The following is a 20,269-nucleotide window of genomic DNA, read 5'->3' as shown; positions in this document are numbered from 1 at the left end:
CTCCCTCGATTAAACAAGTTCATCGTAAATATTTTATTAAGCTAAGGTCAATAGAAATTTACATTTCACCCTAATTATATCGGCAGAACATACTTCCGCTTTAACTATAATTTCTATTTAAAATAGAAAATTATAGGTTTTTGATTAATTCATTAGCGAATTCTGAACATTTTACTTCTGTAGCGCCGTCCATTAAACGAGCGAAGTCGTAAGTTACAACTTTAGAAGAAATTGTTTTCTCTACAGATTTAGTAACCATGTCAGCTGCTTCTTGCCATCCTAAGTGCTCAAGCATTAATACGCCTGAAAGTAATACTGAAGATGGGTTTACTTTATCTTGACCAGCATATTTTGGAGCTGTACCGTGAGTAGCTTCGAAGATCGCGTGTCCAGTTACATAGTTAATGTTTGCGCCTGGAGCGATACCGATACCACCAACTTGAGCAGCTAATGCGTCAGAGATATAGTCACCGTTTAAGTTCATTGTAGCAACTACGTCGAACTCATTTGGACGAGTTAAAATTTGTTGTAAGAAGATATCAGCGATAGAATCTTTAACTAAGATTTTACCAGCTGCTAAAGCGTCAGCTTGTGCTTTGTTTGCTGCTTCTTCACCTTGTTCAGCTTTAATAGCATCATATTGGTTCCAAGTGAATGTTTGATCAGCAAATTCTTTTTCAGCTAATTCATAACCCCATTTTTTGAATCCACCTTCAGTGAATTTCATGATGTTACCTTTGTGTACTAAAGTAACAGATGGGCGTTTATGATTAATAGCATATTCGATAGCAGAACGTACTAAACGCTCAGTACCTTCTTTAGATACAGGTTTTACACCGATACCAGAAGTTTCTGGGAAGCGGATTTTATTAACACCAAATTCAGTTTGTAGGAAGTTGATGATTTTTTGTGCTTGTTCAGAACCAGATTCGAATTCAATACCAGCGTAGATGTCTTCTGTGTTTTCGCGGAAGATAACCATTTCAACATCTTCTGGACGTTTAACTGGAGAAGGTACTCCATCAAAGTGACGTACTGGACGTAAGCATACATATAGGTCAAGCTGTTGACGTAATGCTACGTTTAGAGAGCGGATACCACCACCGATTGGAGTAGTAAGAGGACCTTTGATTGCGATTAGGTATTCGTTAATTTTGTCTAAAGTTTCTTGTGGTAACCATTCACCAGTTTGGTTGAATGCTTTTTCACCAGCTAAAACTTCTAACCATTCGATTTTCTTTTCACCGTTGTAAGCTTTTTCTACAGCTGCGTCGATTACGCGTGATGCTGCAGCCCAAATATCTGGACCAATTCCGTCACCTTCGATGAAAGGAATCACTGGATTGTTTGGTACATTAAGTACGCCATTTTCAACTACAATTTTGTTTGACATTGATGTTGCCTCCTAAATTCATAATCATAGGACTGTGTTTTCAGTAACACAGTCCCAAATATTCTAGCATATTTTCCGAATTAGCGCTCGCTGACTGGAACATATTTTTGCATGCCTGGTCCAACATACTCTGCACGTGGACGGATTAGACGGTTGTTAGCATATTGCTCTAAAATATGAGCTACCCAACCAGAAGTACGTGACACTGCGAAAATTGGTGTGAATAGGTCATGATCAATACCTAAAGAATCATACACTGACGCAGAGAAGAAGTCTACGTTTGCAGGTAATTTCTTTTGTTCTACGATCATGTCATGGATTTTAACTGACATTTCATAAAGCTCTGGTTTACCAGTTAGCTCAGTTAATTTTTGTGACATTACACGTAAGTGTGGTGCACGTGGGTCGCCTTTGCGGTATACACGGTGACCGAAGCCCATGATTTTTTCTTTGTTATCTAATTTATTTTGAATATAAGATTCAACGTTTTCTAGTGAGCCGATTTCAGTTAACATTTTCATAACTTGCTCATTTGCACCACCATGAAGTGGTCCTTTTAATGCACCGATAGCTGCAGTTACACCAGAATAAACATCTGACAATGTAGCTACACATACACGTGCTGTGAATGTAGATGCATTTAATTCGTGATCAGCATGTAATACTAATGCTTTGTCGAATGCTTCCACTTCGATTGCTGCTGGCTCTTCACCTTTAAGCATGTATAAGAAGTTTGCCGCATATCCTAATTCTGGTTTTGGCGCAATTGGCTCTAAACCTTTACGAACACGCGCAAATGCAGTAACTACTGTAGCAATTTTAGCTTGTAAACGGATTGCTTTACGGTAGTTAGCTTCTGTATCCATAACATCCGCTTCTTCATCGAATACACCAAGTAAAGATACTGCAGTACGTAGTGCAGCCATTGGATGTACAGTTGAAAGTGGGTATGTTTTGAATTGCTCTACAATTGCTTGTGGAATAGACATGTTGTCTGCCAATTGTTGTTTTAATTCAGCTAGCTCGTCCGCTTTTGGTAAACGAGTATGCCATAATAAATAAATTACCTCTTCGAATGACGCATTCTCTGCTAAATCATCAATGTTGTAACCAACATATGTAAGTGTGTCATCGATAATTGAACTGATTTTAGATTCCGCTGCTACGATACCTTCTAAACCTTTAGTTGCTGACATAAATTATCGCTCCCTCATAATATATTTTTTAGTGGTAAATGCAGTTATTAGCTCGCATTTACGTTTTTTGCTCATATGAACCATTAAGTTAATCGCTTACATTGCTATTATAATCATTTTTGACAGCTTTGTGAATGAAAAACCTCCGAATAAAGAAAAAGGTGCACGAGCGATTATAAATAAGTTTTAAAAGAGATTCTTTTGTGCATTTCAATTTTAAATTATCATTTGAAACGGGGTGAATTTGTAAAAATGAGGAATATTAAATATTTTTCATACGAAAAGACTACAAGTATTTTGTTTTTTATATTCTATTTGGTAATATTGTGGTTCGTATTACCTGTATCCCTTGCGATTTTTTTGTCTTTTTCCACTTATCCTATTATAAAATTTCTTCATTCTTATTGTAGAATTACCTATTGGCTTGCAGCAATTATTGTGGAAGCACTTATACTAGCTTGCGTTTTTCTTCTCGTTATCATATCGATAAACAGTATTATTCTTGTCTTCCCTGAAATCAGAAATACATTACAAAATTTCCCGCTTTTTACTGAATATGAATCAATGTTCATCCAAGTTTTAAAGGAAAAATCGCTTTCTATTTTCGATTCAATCTTTTTATACATAGCTAATATTTTCCAGCTATTCATGAAGCATGTAATTGAAGTATTTATATTCCTTGTTGCTTACTATTTCGCCCTATTGGAAACGCGCAAATCCCGATATTGGTTTTTTCAATATGTGCCAAAAAAATTCCGCAATGAATGGCAGAAGCATTTTTCTAAAATAATGCAGCTATTTCATTACTTTTTGTACGTGGAGTTTCAGCTATTCACGATTACACTGCTCATTCTTTGTGCTGGATTTATGATTCTCCAATTTGAACAAGCCATCATTAAAGCTTTTATAGTTGCATTTGCAGATGTACTTCCGTTCTTTGGGATTGGCGTATTCCTTGTACCCATGAGCGTTTATTTTTACTTAAAAGGCAATACCTTTTTATGTGGAGCTATTTTACTTTTGTATCTCTTCGTTCAATTAACAAGGCAGCTAGCTGAATCCATGCTTTGGTCAAACACATTACAATTACGTACATTCCATACTTTTTTCATCAGTGCTGCCTCTATTTTATTATTTGGTTTTTACGGCATTTTACTGAGCCCTATATTTTTATTTTTGGCGGTTAAACTAAAGGATAATGCTATTTTTGAACGATAATAAATTGACCTTTTTTCATTTTTTTCCGCATCCAATAATAAAAGATTGGCTGGAACATTTTACGAGAAAAAGGCATGAGTAACAATAAACCAACAAGATCTGTTATAAATCCTGGTAATGCTAGAAGTACACCACCACTGAAATTTAATACTGTATTAACTAATGCTGGCCCCGGAGCTTCTCCGCGTGCTATCGTATTTTTTACCTTTTGTACAGAATTCATACCTTTATTTTTCACTATATAAATACCTATAATACTCGTTGCGACTATAAGCAATAATGTATTTAGAACACCAATATTTTGACCAATTACTATTAATAACGCCAACTCGGCTAATGCATAGACAATGAAACCAAGAAGTACTTTTCTCATATTTTTCTCCTTTCTAGTTGAAAATGCTATACCTTTTATACGTTATTATAGCCCATTAAGTTTCATTTAAAAAAATTATGGGCCCTATTAAAGAGAAAACGACGTTATTCTTTTTATAGTAAATTCTCATCACCATAACACGTGGTTGATTTCCGTTCCGGCTGGGTGCTTTCCTGGGGGCGTCCGATGAGCCGCTTCACTCGCGTTGCTCACTCCAGGGTCTCGGGCCAACAGGATGTTGGTCACGAAGGCGTTATCACAGGACGTGATGCTTTTAGCCTTCGTTCCTCTATATCGCTAATCCCTAAGGAGTCACCCAGCCTCCACTCCAATCAACTTATACACACGACATACTTTTTAACAAATTGTCATCTCTTGATTTCAGTGATAAACCGCAAAATGCTATTTACTTCATCTTTATAAGAAAAGCTCTAGTACAATTATTTGTACTAGAGCTTTTTGTTATAGATAATAACATTTGCTAAAGAAGTTAAAGAACACTTGCATGCCCTTTGTAAATAACGCCTGTTTCAGCATCCATTGTAATTTCTTGACCATGGCGAATCAATGTAGTCGCTTCTTTTACTCCGACGATAACAGGGATACCAAGGCTTAGTCCTACAACCGCTGCATGACTTGTTAGCCCGCCCTCCTCTGTAATCAAACCAATACAATTTTCAAGTGCTGGCATCATATCACGATCTGAGCCAACCGTTACTAAAATGCATCCGTCTGTATCATATGCTAGTGCCTCTGCAGCATTTTTTGCAACAACTGTTTTACCTACTACCGAAGTTTTACCAATTCCTTGACCACGAGCTAATAAATCTCCGATGATGTGTACCTTCATTAAGTTAGTAGTACCTGCTTCACCAACTGGTACACCTGCCGTAATGACAACTGCATCACCGTGCGTTACGAAACCATGCTTCAAGCTTTCATCAACAGCTAGTTCTAAAATTTCATCAGTTGTCGTAACTCGTTGACATACAACTGGGTTCACACCCCAAACTAATGTTAATGCGTGAGCTGTATTAGAAGAACCTGTTACAGCGACAATCGGTACACCAGGACGATATTTTGCAATCATTCTAGCTGTGTTACCACTTTCTGTTGGTGCTAATACTGCCTTCACACCTAAGTTAATCGAAGTGTATGCTACTGCCTGAGAAATCGCCTCAGTCATGTTCGCCTCTTTTTCACGACTACGAGTAGAGACGATTGCCTTATAGTCTAATGAATTTTCTGTACGCTGTGCGATTTTATTCATTGTTTGTACGGACTCTACTGGATAAAGCCCTGCTGCCGTTTCACCAGACAGCATAATTGCATCTGTACCATCGATAATTGCGTTTGCTACGTCACTAGCCTCTGCTCGAGTTGGACGTGGATTACGCTGCATCGAATCTAACATTTGTGTAGCTGTAATAACTGGTTTACCTACTTGATTACATTTTAAAATTAATTTCTTTTGTACAAGTGGTACTTCTTCTGCCGGAATTTCTACACCTAGGTCACCACGCGCTACCATTAATCCATCTGAAACTAAGATGATTTCATCGATATTATCGACACCCTCTTGGTTTTCGATTTTCGGGATAATTTGAATGTGGTTACCACCATTTTGTTCAAGTAATTCTCGAATTTCGAGTACATCCTTTGCTCGACGAACGAACGAGGCTGCAATAAAATCAACACCTTGTTTAATACCGAATAGAATGTCCTGTGCATCTTTTTCTGTAATTCCAGGAAGCTGTACAGAAACGCCCGGCACGTTAACACCCTTTTTATTTTTTAAGATACCTGCATTTTCAACAATCGTATGAATAAGTCCTTTTTCCATATCTTTTGCTAATACACGTAATTGAATAAGTCCATCATCTAATAAAATAATAGAGTTTTGCTCAACGTCCTCGATTAAACGATCATACGTTACAGAGAAGCTTGACTCAGTTCCTTCAACTTCAGTCATTGAAATATCAATTACTTGCCCTGCTGCTAAATGCAATTCTCCGTTTTTCATATTATGCGTACGAATTTCTGGACCTTTTGTGTCGAGTAAAATTCCAACTGGTTTCCCAAGTTTTTGTGCTACTTCGCGAATTAAATTAATACGTACTTCGTGCTCCTCATGAGAACCATGCGAAAAGTTTAAGCGGGCTACATTCATACCTGCTTCAATTAGTTTCTCTAAAACTTCTGGTGACTCACTTGCTGGACCAATTGTACATACGATTTTTGTTTTTCTCATTTTCTGCCCACTCCGTTTTTATGACAAATTATATTGATAGTTCTTTCATTAAAGTATATAAACTTACTTCTGCCTCATGATTTTTTTCGAAAGCCTCAGGCATATCGTAGTCAATAACTTGATGATTGCGGATACCTACCGCCCTGCCAGATTTTCCTTCCATCAGCAATTCAACTGCATGAGCACCAAATTGACTCGCTAAAACACGATCACGCGCAGTAGGTGAACCGCCACGTTGGATATGTCCAAGAACAGAAACACGCGTTTCTTTTCCTGTTTTTTCATATAAAAGCTTCGCCAATTCGCTACCAGACATGACACCTTCAGCGACGATAATAATGCTATGCTTTTTCCCGCGAGCTGCACCACGGTCTAAGCGTGCCACAATGTCATCCAAATTATAATCTTCTTCTGGAATTAAAACTGTTTCAGCACCAGCTGCAAGACCTGCCCATAAAGCAATGTCCCCTGCATCTCGCCCCATTACCTCAACTATAAAGGAATTTTCATGGGAAGTTGCTGTATCGCGGATTTTATCAATCGATTCCACGACTGTATTTAGTGCAGTATCGAATCCTATAGTATACTCGGTTCCAGGTACGTCGTTATCAATTGTTCCTGGTACGCCTACAACAGGAAAGCCTTTTTTCACTAAATCCATAGCTCCACGGTAAGAACCATCACCACCAATAACGACTAGTCCTTCAATGCCAGCTTCACGCATATTATCAATGCCCCGCTGCTGAACAGCGTCTTCTTTAAATTCAGGGCATCTTGCTGAATTTAAATGTGTACCACCACGTTGAATGATGCCACCTACTGAACCTAAATCGAGATTTTCCATATTACCATTTATTAAGCCATCATAGCCATGCTTAATTCCGACAACATCAATTCCATGATATGCTGCTTTACGAACGACTGCACGAATGGCTGCATTCATTCCTGGCGCATCTCCACCACTTGTTAATACGGCAATTTTTTTCATTGTCGAACCTCCTGCAGATACTATTATTATTCACATTAACATGAAAAAACAAACTATGTAAGGGTTCTGAGGCTAGAAAAACATAACTTTTACATAAAAAATAAAAAGAATGCGCTTTCACACACTCTTTCTATTCAAAAATATCCGAAATTTAACATTCATTCAATATATTTCCCTTATTTTTTCATGCTATTCACTCTAATTTTTTTATTAATACGAATCATAATTTCTAACTATTTTCGAGCAAATTTACATATCCAAAAACTTAAAATTGTAATTTAAGCTTCTGTATATTGTCCAATCTTTTTAAATTTCTCATAACGGTCTTCAATTAATTGTTGGCCATTTAAAGAATTCAATGCTTTAAGTGTATCACTTATACATTCTTTTATATTAAGTGCTTGTTTCGCTACATTGCGATGTGCTCCGCCTGTAATTTCAGGGATAATTCCATCAATAACACCAAGCTCTTTTAAGTCAGGTGCTGTTATACGCATTGCTTCTGCTGCTTGCTTCGCTAGGCTACCATCACGCCATAAAATCGACGCAGCCCCTTCTGGCGAGATAACCGAATAAGTTGAGTTCTCTAACATAAAGACACGATTTGCTACACCTAATGCAAGTGCACCGCCGCTTCCGCCTTCCCCAATAACGATAGAAATAACCGGCACTGTTAAGCCCGCCATTTCGACGAGATTTCTAGCAATCGCTTCACTTTGACCGCGTTCTTCAGCTGCTTTACCCGGATAGGCACCTTTCGTATCAATAAAACAAATAATTGGACGCTTAAACTTCTCAGCCTGTTTCATTAAGCGTAATGCCTTACGATATCCTTCAGGGTGTGGCATACCGAAATTTCGACGGATGTTTTCCTTTGTAGATTTTCCGCGTTGGTGTCCAATAATTGTTATCGGCTGTCCCTCAAAAAAAGCAATTCCTCCAAGAATAGCTGCATCATCACCAAATGTACGATCACCATGTAACTCAATAAAGTTTTCACAAATAGCCTCTATATATTGTAAAGTTGTTGGTCGTTCTGGATGTCTAGCAACCTGTACGCGATCCCATGGCTTCATATTGGCATAAATAGATTGTTCAAGCTGTATTAGACGTGTTTCAAGCTTTTCGATTTCGCCTGTCATATCTACATCTGCTTCGGTAGCAATCGTTTTTAATTCATCAATTTTTTCACGTAATTGTACTACTGGTTCTTCAAAAGCTAAATTTTTAGACATGTTGCACGCCGCCTTTCGTATGCATTTTTACAAGCACCGCTACTTGGTTTCGTAAATCTTTTCGATGGAAAATGGCATCAAGCTGACCATGCGCTAGTAAAAATTCTGCCGTTTGGAAATCACTTGGTAGTTTTTCTCTTACTGTTTCTTCAATTACACGACGACCAGCAAAGCCAATTAATGCTTGTGGCTCCGCAATATTAATATCTCCAACAGAGGCAAAACTCGCAGAAACGCCACCTGTTGTAGGATGCGTGAGTATTGAAATAAACAACAGACCCTCATCACTATGACGTTTTAATGCAACACTCGTTTTTGCCATTTGCATTAATGATAGTACGCCTTCTTGCATGCGCGCTCCGCCACTTGCAGTAAAGATAATAAACGGTACACGTAATTCAGTAGCTTTTTCAATGGCACGTGTAATTTTTTCTCCAACAACTGAGCCCATTGAACCCATACGGAAATGAGAATCCATAATTGCAACTACAATTTCTTCTCCATCAAGGGCGCCTCTTCCTGTCAGTACAGCTTCATTTAATCCCGTTTTTTGTTGATCCGCTGAAATTTTTTCAACATAAGCAGGGAAATTAAGCGGATTACTTGTTTGTAAATGATCGTCCATTGAAACAAATGATCCTTCATCTAAAAAACATGCAACGCGCTCCTGTGCTGTCATTTTGAAATGATGGTCACATTTCGAACATACTTTATCATTTTTTTCTAATTCCTTCGTTAATTGAATGTGACGGCATTCTGGACATTTTGTCATAAGTCCTTCTGGAAATCCCTTTTCTTGTCCATCCTCTTTCTTTTTAGTAAATAAGCTGCGAATTGCCATGTTTGACTCCCCCTTTGTTGTCTAATTACTTCGTACAGTCTTCATCCATTGCTCGTAAGCTTTTAATGCTTCTTTTTCATATCCTAGCTGCATCGATTTCAACATTGTTTGAATGATTATTTTTTCTTCTTCTGTTGAGTTTCGATTTAATCGGTCACCATCATAAACTGCTAACTGAAACCATACTTTTAGTGAAAGACGATTTCCTGACGTTATTATTATTTCCCGTAAAACGTCCCGACAATTAATCGCGCTTTCTATCTCTAGCTTTACAAAAAAACTGTCCCACACAGGTAGTGTTCGTAGAGTCTCTGTACAACTTATTACGCGAACGGCTTCCTTTTCATGAATTTCTCGCGTTAATTCGACATCCTTTTTGGATTTTTCATCTTCTAATATAAACATCGACAGTATTTCCACTAGCTGATGTTTATGTGTGGAAGCTAGGAAAGTACCTCCCCCATGTTTCGTTTCAATAAGACCCAACAACTCTAAGCTTCGCAATGCCTCTCTCACGGAGGATCGCCCGACACCTAGACGTTCTGAAAGGACTCGTTCGGAAGGTAGCTTTTCACCAGCCTGTATTTTTTCTAATTTAATAAGTTGTCGTAATTGTTGGACGATATCTAAAAAAACTTTCTTTTGTTCGGTTTTTTTATCCATACGATCAACTCCCCGTTCTATCAATTTTACCTTAGATTATTTGTAGCTGTCGCTTCGCTTTCGCACAGATAAACAATACATCCAAAGGCTTTATCTTCATTCAGCAAGTGTTTGGATACCTATTGTTAAGGAAACGAAATCCACCACCTTCAAAAGATGGAATCTCCTACTGAACGAAGAAAAAAGTGGTCTGACCACTTTTCAACATTGACTCTAGCTTACAAAATAATTATTAAAAAGTAAAGAAAAAACTGCATAAAAGATTATGCAGTTTCTAAATTTTTCTTTAATTTCATATTCTTTTCGTCGTTTGCGCATGTTTTACTTTCACTTGAGGTTTACCAAAGCGCCTTTCAAGAGTTCCCTCAATGTAAAGCATTTCGTCTACTAGTAACAGCTCTTGAACAAGATGGAAAACTTGCGGGAATAATGTTACAGATACCGTTCCAAACTCATCCTGAAGCTGAACAAAAGCCATTTGCTCACCTTTTTTTGTGCGTATTTTTTTTACTTCTTCTATTATGCCAATCATTTTTACATACGTTCCCTCACGAGCATGCTTCAACTCTCGGCACGTACTATTTACTTCATTCCAAAAAGCTCTTTCCTCTGAGACCGGATGTGCAGAAATATAAAAACCAAGACTTTCCTTTTCATGAAGTAATTTTTCCTTTTGTGGCATCGCTTCCGCTTCCATATACTTCGGCTTACCAAAACTAAAGGCAGTGGCAGATTCTATATCAATATCTTCAGTTGGTCTCAGCAGTTCAGCATGCTTTAAGGTTGCCTCCAAAGTAGCTATTAGTACAGCACGATCTTTACCTATATAATCAAGAGCTCCAGCAAAAATTAAAGATTCCATTACTTTTGGTTTAAAATGCTGTGCACTTAAAGCAACTGCCAAGTCAAATAAATTATCAAATGCTTCTGCATTCGTTTGGCGTAAGGCATTCACCTTCTCTATAAATGTATGAGGCACTCCCTTTATTCCTGATAAACTATAGCGAATTCCATCCTTTTCAACAGTAAAAAATTTTGTGCTCTGTTTTAATGACGGTGGATAAAATGGAATCCCCTTCTCTTTCGCCTCACTCACAACCTGTAGAATTTTCTCCACATTTCCTGTTGCATTTGATAAAAGTGCTGTATAAAAGCTTTGTGGGAAATGTGCTTTTAAATAAGCCATTTGGTAAGAAATTACGCTGTATGCGACAGCATGGCTTTTAGGGAAACCATAGTCTGCAAAGCGCACAATTAATGCATACACTTCTTCTGCCACATGAACGTCAAAGCCTTGCTTCATTGCTCCCTTTACAAATGCGGCACGTTGCTCCTCTAATACTTGACGATTTTTCTTACTTACCGCCCGACGCAGTAAGTCCGCTTGTCCCATCGTAAAACCAGCCATCACCGAAGCAATTTGCATAATTTGTTCTTGATAAATTATGACACCAAACGTATCGCGTAATATGGGTTCTAAAGCTGGATGTAGCATAGTAACCGATTCCCTTCCTGCTTTTCGCTTTGCATATACAGGAATAAAATCCATTGGACCAGGGCGATATAACGCGTTGACTGCCACTATATCTAAAAAATGATTTGGATGAATATCACGTAAAGCTTGCTTCATACCTTCCGATTCTAATTGAAAAATTCCTAATGTATCGCCCATTTGAAGAAGTTGAAATGTCTTTTCATCTTGCATGGGAATAAGCTCAAACTCGATCCAAGGACCGCCAGCTTTATAAATCGACCAACGTATCTGCTCTAAAATTGTCAGGTTGCGCAATCCTAGAAAATCCATTTTGACAAGCCCACTAGCTTCTACATCTCCCATCGGCCATTGCGTACAATAAACGCCATCATGTCCTTCTTCAATCGGTATCGTATTGACTAATGGTGAAGGCGACAGCACAATCCCTGCCGCATGAGTAGAAGAATTTCTTGGCAACCCTTCTAGTTTTAACGCCACTTCAAACCAGCGCCGATGTTTTTCATCCTCAGCTAGCCAGCCTTGTAAACCTTGTGATTCGGCCAGTGCTTTTTGCAATGTTATCCCAGGTTTATTCGGAATCATTTTTGAAATTTTCTCCAATGTTTCAGCGTCAAAACCAAAAACACGGGCAACATCTCTAGCAACTGCCTTAGCGGATAAAGTACCAAACGTAATAATTTGCGCTACATTTGCCTTCCCATATTTCTGAGTGACATAATGAATAACTTTTTGTCTTTTACTGTCGACAAAATCGATATCTATATCGGGCAGTGTAACACGTTCAGGGTTTAAAAATCGTTCAAATAATAAGCCGTAAACTAACGGATCTACTTGCGTAATAGATAAGCTATAAGCCACGAGTGAACTCGCCGATGAACCACGACCAGGACCTGTTAAAATACGATTTTCTTTAGCAAAATGCATGAAATCTGCAACAATTAAAAAATAATCTGCAAAGCCCATTGCACAAATAATTTCAAGCTCATATTGAAGTCGCTCCCGATAAATTTGAGGAATTTCAGTTTGCTTTAAACGTTCTGCCAATCCTGCAAAAACCTCTTTGACAAGTAGGCTTTCGGCTGTTTCTCCTGTTGGGACAGGAAATTTAGGCATTTGTACGTGCATTTCAGGAATTTCCGCCGTACAGCTAGCGAGCATCATTGCACTAGACTCAAGCCATTCTGGATGATCAGCAAACCAACTTTGCCATTCCTCTTTCGTTGGAGCGAAATAATCTTGTAAATAAGCTGATAACATTGTACCGGTAATCTTGTCACCTGAATCTATCGCTCTTGCAACCTCAAAGGCAAAATGATCTTCTGGACGTAAAAAATAGCAGCTCTGAGAGGCAACTAGTGTTATGTTCAAAGTTTCACACCATGCTACATACGCTTCTTCTTTTTCTGCTATCTTCCCTGCAGGTCTTGCTATACCCATAAATAAACGGTTACCAAATACCTTATTTAGAGCACTTGCTACTTCAGTCCAATCCTCAATTTCTATTAAGTTATCCGAAGAAAGTAATGCCACACAGCCCGCTGCATATCCTTCAAGCCATTTCCAAGGAAGTGCATCATCCTCTCGAATTGAAACTGCACTACTAATCTTTAAAAGATGCTGGTAGCCTTCTTGCGTCTGAGCATAGAGCACAAGTGGAATCTTTCTTTCTTGCCACTGTACATTTATCGTGAGCCCTATTACAGCATGAATATTCGCTTGCTGCAATGCTTTACAAAAAGGCAAAAGCCCGTACAATTTTGAATTGACGATTGCACAGGCCTGAGTATTTTGCTCTTGTAAAAAAGGGATCAATTGTTCAAGCCGAATCGTACTTTTCAATAAATCCGCACTCGTATGCATTTTCGTGTATACATGTGTCAAATGAATCCCTTCCTTTCTAAGTTTACATCAATAAAGCAACCGGTTTATTGATACGCCTTACAAATTTCCTGTAATCGTGCTATTACACGCTCTGCTTCTTCCCATGAGTAAGCTGTAGCCCCAGATGCAAGAGGATGCCCTCCACCGTTAAATTCCTTCGCCAAAGTGTTAATGATAGGGCCTTTTGAACGTAAACGCACTCGAATTTGATCGGTCTCTTCAATGAAGACCACCCATGCACAAATACTTTTCACACTTCCAAGACAGCCAACTAACAGTGACGCCTCTGACGGTACAACATTGAATTCTGCCAGCAATTCTTTTGTCAGCTTGATATGCGCTGCTCCATACTCATCCATTTTGAAATTTTGATAAATATAGCCCTGTAAATTTAATAGCTTTTGATCCATTTCATACATTCCATCGAAAATTTGATTTCGATCAAAATTATATGTAATAAGCTCTCCTGCAATTTTAAACGTTTTTACGGTCGTGCTAGGGAATTGGAAACGTCCTGTATCACCTACAATACCGGCAAATAATAATCTAGCGGAGGCATCAGGTAAAATCCAGTTTGCTTGTTGTTTCCCTTCCTCAAAAAGCTCATAAATCATTTCACTACAAGAGCTCGCATTCGTATCCACCCAAAGTAAATCACCATACGGATCATCATTTGGATGGTGATCTATTTTTATGATCATTTTTCCTTTTGTATAGCGTTGATCGTCAACACGTTCAGTATTAGCCGTATCTGTCACTATAACTAAAGCAGCGTCGTATATATCATCCGAAATGTAATCTGGATATGCTAAAAATGATAAAGATTCATCATGCTCACCTACAGCAAAAACCTTCTTTTCCGGATAATTTGCTAAAATAAGCTCTTTTAACCCTTGCTGAGATCCATATGCGTCTGGATCTGGACGCACATGGCGATGAATAATGATTGTTTCATATGAAGCAATTGTGTCGATGATTTGTCTTTTCAAATTAATTTCCCCCAAAATGATAGTAATAACCGTTAGCATTTTTCTCTAATTATCGTTACAATAATGACTAGTTATGCTAGGAGGTTTACTATGCTCAATTTAATATTTGTATTTGCAATAATCATATCATTTGTTTTTTATTTTTATTTTAAAACAAAACAGTTTCGTTCTTCATTACCAATCGCTAAAAATTGGTACAAAAGTAAAGCTAATGTAAGTTTCGGTACATTTATCCTTTTATTTGGTTTAAACCAAGCCTATTTATTCCCTGGGTTATATACATTTATTATTGTAGCAATTCTTATCGTTTTAGGCATCTTTGTTGTTATAGAAAATATTAAAAGGGTTCGTCATTACGGTCAATTTGTTGACGAGGAGTACCGAATTAACCAATAAATAATCATTATGCACCGGCATAATTGCGTATGAAATCGGCTTTGTGCTTAGGCCAGCATATATTTTTTTGTGCGAAAGCGTAGCGGCAGCAACAGATGTTTTTTGTGCGAAAGCGTAGCGGCAGCAACAGATGTTTTTTGTGCGAAAGCGTAGCGGCAGCTACAGATGTTTTTTGTGCGAAAGCGTAGCGGCAGCTACAGATGTTTTTTGTGCGAAAGCGTAGCGGCAGCTACAGATGTTTTTTGTGCGAAGCGTAGTGCTAACGCAGCAGGCAGCGGCACCGATGCAGGTCAGTTAGCTGTTATAGGCTAATAACTCCCCTCCGATTCCGTGACACCCGCTGAAAGAAGTGAAAGGGATGGTCTAGCATTTACCCTAGACCATCCCTTTTTGTGTTTACTTAACGTTCCAGTAGTTGGAACATCATCATAGCCTTCCCAACAAGCATTTGTTGATTAAACACTTCGAAGTCCATTTTCACAAACTTACGACTCATATCTAATATTCGAGGCTTTACAGTAAGTGTACTTTCCATTTGCACAGGCTTGATGAAATAAATCGTCATGTTTTCGGCAACTGCATCCCCACGTTTACGGCGCTTTAATGCGAATGAGCCAACTTCCGCTAACAAAGTTGTGAATGCTCCATAAGAAATTGCACCGTATTGGTTTGTCATTTGTGGTGTTACTTTAAAATCTACGATTAATTCTTCATCGCCAAGTACTTTCATCTCGTTTTTCACTAAATCATCAATCGTTTCACCATGCTGCGGTTGTCTTTGAGCAAGCTGAAGCGCTTTTAGTACATCTTGTCGACTAATCACACCTTGCAAAATATTGTCATCATCAACAATTGGTAATAGGTCAATCCCTTCCCAAATCATACGATGTCCTGCAGAGGCAACGCTCATTTTCATCGATCCAGCAATCGGATTTTTTGTCATAACCTTATCAATTAGCTCGTTTTCTTCTCGACCAATAACGTCTTTTACGGTAATCATCCCAACAAGCTTATTGTTTGCTGTAACAACGGGAAATGCACCATGAGTTGTTCGTTCATTTAGCTTTTGGAAATGATGAATTGTTTCATCATTTCGAAGAACAGAAGTATCTGTCATCGGCACAAAAATATCTTCAATAAATAAAATATCTTTTTTGATTAGCTGGTCATAAATTGCGCGGTTAATCATTGTTGCTACGGTAAAGGTATCATAGCTTGTTGAAATAATCGGTAAGTCCAAGGAATCTGCAAGTAACTTGTTTTCCTCAGTTGTATCAAAGCCCCCTGTAATTAAAACAGCAGCACCAGCTCGCAGCGCATTTTCATGTGCTTTTATACGGTTACCAACGATGAGCAAGCTTCCAGCATCTGTATAACGCATCATATCTTCTAATTGCATGGCACCAATAACAAATTTCGTTAACGTTTTATGTAGACCTGTTTTTCCACCTAAAACTTGGCCGTCTATAATGTTAACTATTTCAGCGAAGGTTAATCGCTCAATATTTTCTTTCTTTTTCTTCTCAATACGAATTGTTCCAACACGTTCAATAGAGCTTACTAAACGGCGATTTTCCGCTTCTTTAATGGCGCGGTATGCCGTTCCTTCACTCACCTGCATTTCCTTTGCAATTTGACGTACTGAAATTTTATCACCCACGGGTAATGATTCGATGTATTGTAAAATTCTCTCATGTTTTGTAGACAAAATATCACCTATTTCTCAAGCATCAAATTCTGCTCTTAGTGTACCATATTTTTTATTAAAATATTTAATATAAAGTGATAATTTGTTTTACTTTTCCCATCGTTTCAACTATGCACGTGGTGCCAACTCATATAGTACAGCAGTGTCACTAATTAGAAACAGTTAACTTTTTCACCTACTTTTAAAATTTGAACCTCTGCATTTTGCACTAAATCTGCAAAAATTTGTGGATCCTGCTCGATTGGAGGGAATGTATTGTAATGAATTGGTACAACAATTTTCGGCTTCAAAAATGAAACTGCACAAGCCGCATCCTCTGGGCCCATTGTAAAATTGTCACCAATCGGTAAAAATGCAATATCAATAGGATGGCGTTCTCCAATTAATTTCATATCACTAAACAAAGCTGTATCCCCTGCATGATAAATCGTTAAGTCTTCGATAAATAATAAAATTCCAGCAGGCATCCCCATATATATAATTTCATTATTTTCTGTTACAAATGACGAACCGTGGAACGCTTGAGTAAACTTCACTTTACCAAAATCAAATTCCTTAGCTCCCCCTATATGCATTGGATGCGTTTTAACTCCTTGCCAAGAAATCCAATTGGCTAGCTCATTCGGTGCAATGACAAGCGCATCTTTTTTCTTCGCAAGCTCCACTGTATCACCGACATGATCATTATGGCCATGTGTAAGTAAAATAATATCCGGAGCCTCATCAGCAACCTTTAAATCTGTTAGCCCATTCCCGTTAATGAATGGATCTATTAATATTGTTTTCCCATTTGATTGAATTTTAACAACTGAATGTCCATGATAACTAATTTCCATATAAGTTTCCTCCCAGCAGTACATATTGTGCCACATCATTTTTATTCGCTATCCATGCGATTTTTCCCTTTTTTTGATATGCTAGTACAGAGAATAATAGATACTTTCCTAACAGGTATACCTTGTAGGAAACAATTATTCATTTCGTTGAAGCCCCATGCCGGGGAGGCTATAAATTTAGCTAAGCACTTGAAGTTTTTTTCAATGCAATAAGAGGAGGAACTGTGTATGTTAAAGGTTGAAGAAATTCAAAACTATTTACAACAAAACCAAATTGATGCCGCTTTCGTAACGACACCTGATAATGTTTTTTACGTTTCAGGCTTTAAAAGTAATCCGCATGAGAGATTACTTGGCGTGATGATTTTTAAAGAGGCAGAACCTTTTTTGATTTGCCCCAAAATGGAAATCCCAGATGCGAAGGATGCAGGTTGGCCTTATGAGGTCATCGGTCATCAAGATACTGAAAATTCAATGGAAGTTCTTGCCCAAGCTATTAAAGCTCGTAATGTTAACCCACAAACATTTGCTATTGAAAAAGCTCAGCTCATCGTAGAGCGTTTAGAAGCCCTACAACAATCATTCCCGCAGGCTAGTTTTGTTCGTCTCGACGAAAAAATCAATGCTATGCGAGTAATTAAAGATGAAACTGAATTAAAAAAATTACGTAAAGCTGCAGAACTAGCTGACTATGCTATTGAAATCGGCTGTAAAGAAATTGCTGAAGGCAAAACAGAAATGGAAATCTTAACTGCGATAGAAAGCGCTATTCAGGATAAAGGCTGCAAGATGTCCTTTGAAACAATGGTATTGAGCGGTCCAAAAACAGCCTCTCCACACGGTAAACCAGGTGCTCGAAAAATAGAAAAAGGCGATATGATATTATTCGACCTTGGCGTAATTTACGACGGTTATTGTTCTGACATTACACGTACGGTTGCCTTTGGTGAACCTAGTGAGGCACAAAAGGAAATCTACAACACAGTACTAGCTGCTAACACAAATGCAATCGCAACTGTAAAACCAGGTGTTCGCGCAATGGATTTAGATAAAATCGCTCGTGATACTATTACTGACGCAGGCTATGGCGAATATTTCACACATCGACTTGGCCATGGACTCGGCATTTCTGTACATGAATTCCCTTCTGTTACAGGCGCTAATGAAATGACTATGGAAGAAGGCATGGTCTTCACAATTGAACCAGGTATCTATAAATCCGATGTGACTGGTGTCCGCATTGAAGATGATGTGGTAGTAACAAAAAATGGCGTAGAAATACTTACAAAATTCCCGAAAGATTTGATTGTACTGTAAGTTTATTTAAGGAAAAGGAAGCAACCAACATGCAACACAAAAGGAAGCACTCATAATTAAACATGGTGCTTCCTTTTGTTATGTTACTTATTGAATTAATTCATCAACATTTACATATGGCAAACCTTGAGAATCTGCAACAGCCTTGTAAACAAGATGTCCATCTACAGTATTAACACCTAGTTTCAGTGCAGCATTTTCAACACATGCTTGTCTGTAACCTTTATTCGCAATTTGTAGCGCATAAGGAATTGTATTATTTGTTAAAGCAATTGTTGATGTACGTGGTACAGCTCCTGGCATATTTGCTACTGCATAATGCACAACTCCGTGTTTTACATACGTTGGATCATCATGTGTCGTCACTCGATCAGATGACTCAAAAATTCCGCCTTGGTCAATAGCAATATCGACTACTACTGAACCCGGTTGCATTGACTGAATCATTTCCTCAGAAACAAGCTTTGGTGCTTTAGCTCCAGGAATTAAAACTGCCCCAACTACTAAATCTGAGTTTTTCACTGATTCTGCAATATTATAAGGATTCGACATTAATGTTTGAACATCACGGCCAAATAAATCTTCTAATTGACGTAAACGCTCTGGGCTTAAATCAATAACCGTTACATCAGCACCCATTCCTACAGCTATTTTCGCCGCATTTGTTCCAGCTATACCGCCACCGATTACTGTAACTTTACCGCGTGGTACACCCGATACGCCGCCTAGTAAAATACCTTTACCTTCATGATTTTTCTCTAAGAATTGTGCACCAATTTGCGTTGCCATTTTACCAGCAACTTCACTCATTGGTGTTAAAAGTGGTAAGGAACCATTTGCTAATTGCACTGTTTCATAAGCAATGCCTACAACTTTTTTATTTAAAAGTGCCTGCGTTAATTCAAGCTCTGGCGCTAAATGTAAATAAGTAAATAAGATTTGACCTTCATAGAAGTAATCGTATTCTGATGCTACGGGTTCCTTTACTTTCATAATCATTTCTTGTGCCCATGCTTCTTTTGCTGTCTCAACAATATGAGCTCCTGCAGCAACGTAGTCTGTATCTGTAAAGCTTGAGCCTAAACCTGCTCCAGATTCAATGTACACTTCATGGCCTGCATTCGTTAATGTAACAACCCCTGCTGGTGTCATAGCTACACGGTTTTCATTGTTTTTAATCTCTTTTGGAATACCAATCTTCATCTTCCCTGTCCCCTTCCATTACCTAAAAAATAAGCACATTTTGTTACATACTCTTCGATGTATTGATGCACCCCTTGCACTTCCATATTACCAAACATAAACAAAAAATGCTTTAATTAAAATAATAATAGATAAAATTCCTAATATTCTAACAACAGTAAACATTCCAATTAATATATTGGTAATTAGTTATTCTCGTCGATAAGAGATTTTCTGGAGAATGCCTCGTAAGTAACAAAAAAATTGCTTTTTGATAGTAATTTTTATTTTTTTGTGCATGTAAATG

At 38.0% G+C, this 20,269-nt stretch carries 16 protein-coding genes; 3 read left to right on the top strand and 13 right to left on the bottom strand.

Annotated elements, in window-relative coordinates:
• Nucleotides 1-130 precede the first annotated feature (130 nt).
• Both icd and citZ read right to left on the bottom strand, forming a co-directional pair.
• Complete coding sequence (gene icd / locus C7Y47_RS10800; RefSeq protein WP_142508800.1) at nt 131-1,393, bottom strand: NADP-dependent isocitrate dehydrogenase; 1,263 nt, start codon at nt 1,391-1,393, stop codon at nt 131-133.
• A gap of 80 nt (nt 1,394-1,473) precedes the next feature.
• A complete protein-coding gene (citZ, locus tag C7Y47_RS10795; RefSeq protein WP_142508799.1) occupies nt 1,474-2,589 on the bottom strand; it encodes a citrate synthase in 1,116 nt (371 codons plus the stop codon).
• Between the two features lie 252 nt (nt 2,590-2,841).
• On the opposite strand from citZ, the gene C7Y47_RS10790 reads away from it, so the two are divergent.
• A complete protein-coding gene (locus C7Y47_RS10790; RefSeq protein ID WP_142508798.1) occupies nt 2,842-3,807 on the top strand; it encodes an AI-2E family transporter in 966 nt (321 codons plus the stop codon).
• On the opposite strand, the gene C7Y47_RS10785 is transcribed toward C7Y47_RS10790, so the two are convergent.
• The 8 genes from C7Y47_RS10785 to C7Y47_RS10750 form a co-directional block, all read right to left on the bottom strand.
• Nucleotides 3,791-4,180, bottom strand: a complete 390-nt coding sequence (locus tag C7Y47_RS10785) for an FxsA family protein (protein ID WP_142508797.1) — start codon at nt 4,178-4,180, stop codon at nt 3,791-3,793. The genes C7Y47_RS10790 and C7Y47_RS10785 overlap by 17 nt on opposite strands.
• Before the next feature lie 490 nt (nt 4,181-4,670).
• Nucleotides 4,671-6,431 carry a pyruvate kinase gene (pyk, locus tag C7Y47_RS10780; protein WP_142508796.1) on the bottom strand — a complete coding sequence of 587 codons (1,761 nt, stop codon included), beginning with the start codon at nt 6,429-6,431 and terminating at the stop codon, nt 4,671-4,673.
• A gap of 28 nt (nt 6,432-6,459) precedes the next feature.
• Nucleotides 6,460-7,419 (bottom strand): 6-phosphofructokinase, encoded by a 960-nt coding sequence (pfkA, locus tag C7Y47_RS10775; protein WP_142508795.1) that lies wholly within the window; start codon nt 7,417-7,419, stop codon nt 6,460-6,462.
• Nucleotides 7,420-7,697: 278 nt separating this feature from the next.
• Nucleotides 7,698-8,654, bottom strand: a complete 957-nt coding sequence (locus C7Y47_RS10770) for an acetyl-CoA carboxylase carboxyltransferase subunit alpha (RefSeq protein WP_142508794.1) — start codon at nt 8,652-8,654, stop codon at nt 7,698-7,700.
• On the bottom strand, nt 8,647-9,495 hold the full coding sequence (gene accD, locus C7Y47_RS10765) for an acetyl-CoA carboxylase, carboxyltransferase subunit beta (protein WP_142508793.1): 849 nt from the start codon (nt 9,493-9,495) through the stop codon (nt 8,647-8,649). The genes C7Y47_RS10770 and accD overlap by 8 nt, the downstream gene beginning before the upstream one ends.
• Nucleotides 9,496-9,516: 21 nt before the next feature.
• Nucleotides 9,517-10,158 carry a FadR/GntR family transcriptional regulator gene (locus tag C7Y47_RS10760; RefSeq protein WP_142508792.1) on the bottom strand — a complete coding sequence of 214 codons (642 nt, stop codon included), beginning with the start codon at nt 10,156-10,158 and terminating at the stop codon, nt 9,517-9,519.
• Between the two features lie 292 nt (nt 10,159-10,450).
• Nucleotides 10,451-13,534, bottom strand: coding sequence for a DNA polymerase III subunit alpha (dnaE, locus tag C7Y47_RS10755; protein ID WP_142508791.1), 3,084 nt, complete (start codon nt 13,532-13,534; stop codon nt 10,451-10,453).
• A 44-nt stretch (nt 13,535-13,578) separates the two neighbouring features.
• On the bottom strand, nt 13,579-14,523 hold the full coding sequence (locus C7Y47_RS10750) for a DHH family phosphoesterase (RefSeq protein ID WP_142508790.1): 945 nt from the start codon (nt 14,521-14,523) through the stop codon (nt 13,579-13,581).
• A gap of 90 nt (nt 14,524-14,613) precedes the next feature.
• Between C7Y47_RS10750 and C7Y47_RS10745 the strand changes: the two genes are divergently transcribed.
• Nucleotides 14,614-14,919, top strand: a complete 306-nt coding sequence (locus tag C7Y47_RS10745; RefSeq protein ID WP_142508789.1) for a YtpI family protein — start codon at nt 14,614-14,616, stop codon at nt 14,917-14,919.
• Between the two features lie 400 nt (nt 14,920-15,319).
• On the opposite strand, the gene C7Y47_RS10740 is transcribed toward C7Y47_RS10745, so the two are convergent.
• Both C7Y47_RS10740 and C7Y47_RS10735 read right to left on the bottom strand, forming a co-directional pair.
• Nucleotides 15,320-16,627, bottom strand: coding sequence for a DRTGG domain-containing protein (locus tag C7Y47_RS10740; RefSeq protein ID WP_142508788.1), 1,308 nt, complete (start codon nt 16,625-16,627; stop codon nt 15,320-15,322).
• A 152-nt stretch (nt 16,628-16,779) separates the two neighbouring features.
• On the bottom strand, nt 16,780-17,463 hold the full coding sequence (locus C7Y47_RS10735; protein WP_142508787.1) for a metal-dependent hydrolase: 684 nt from the start codon (nt 17,461-17,463) through the stop codon (nt 16,780-16,782).
• Nucleotides 17,464-17,691: 228 nt separating this feature from the next.
• Between C7Y47_RS10735 and C7Y47_RS10730 the strand changes: the two genes are divergently transcribed.
• Nucleotides 17,692-18,780, top strand: a complete 1,089-nt coding sequence (locus tag C7Y47_RS10730) for a M24 family metallopeptidase (protein WP_142508786.1) — start codon at nt 17,692-17,694, stop codon at nt 18,778-18,780.
• An 87-nt stretch (nt 18,781-18,867) separates the two neighbouring features.
• Here the strand turns inward: C7Y47_RS10730 and ald are convergent, their stop codons facing one another.
• Nucleotides 18,868-19,983, bottom strand: a complete 1,116-nt coding sequence (gene ald / locus C7Y47_RS10725; protein WP_142508785.1) for an alanine dehydrogenase — start codon at nt 19,981-19,983, stop codon at nt 18,868-18,870.
• Between the last annotated feature and the right edge of the window lie 286 nt (nt 19,984-20,269).

It is taken from the genome of Lysinibacillus sphaericus (assembly GCF_006864135.1).
Lineage (GTDB): Bacteria > Bacillota > Bacilli > Bacillales_A > Planococcaceae > Lysinibacillus.
Note: the sequence above shows the minus strand (reverse complement) of the source record. Positions and strands in the feature narration are given on the sequence as shown.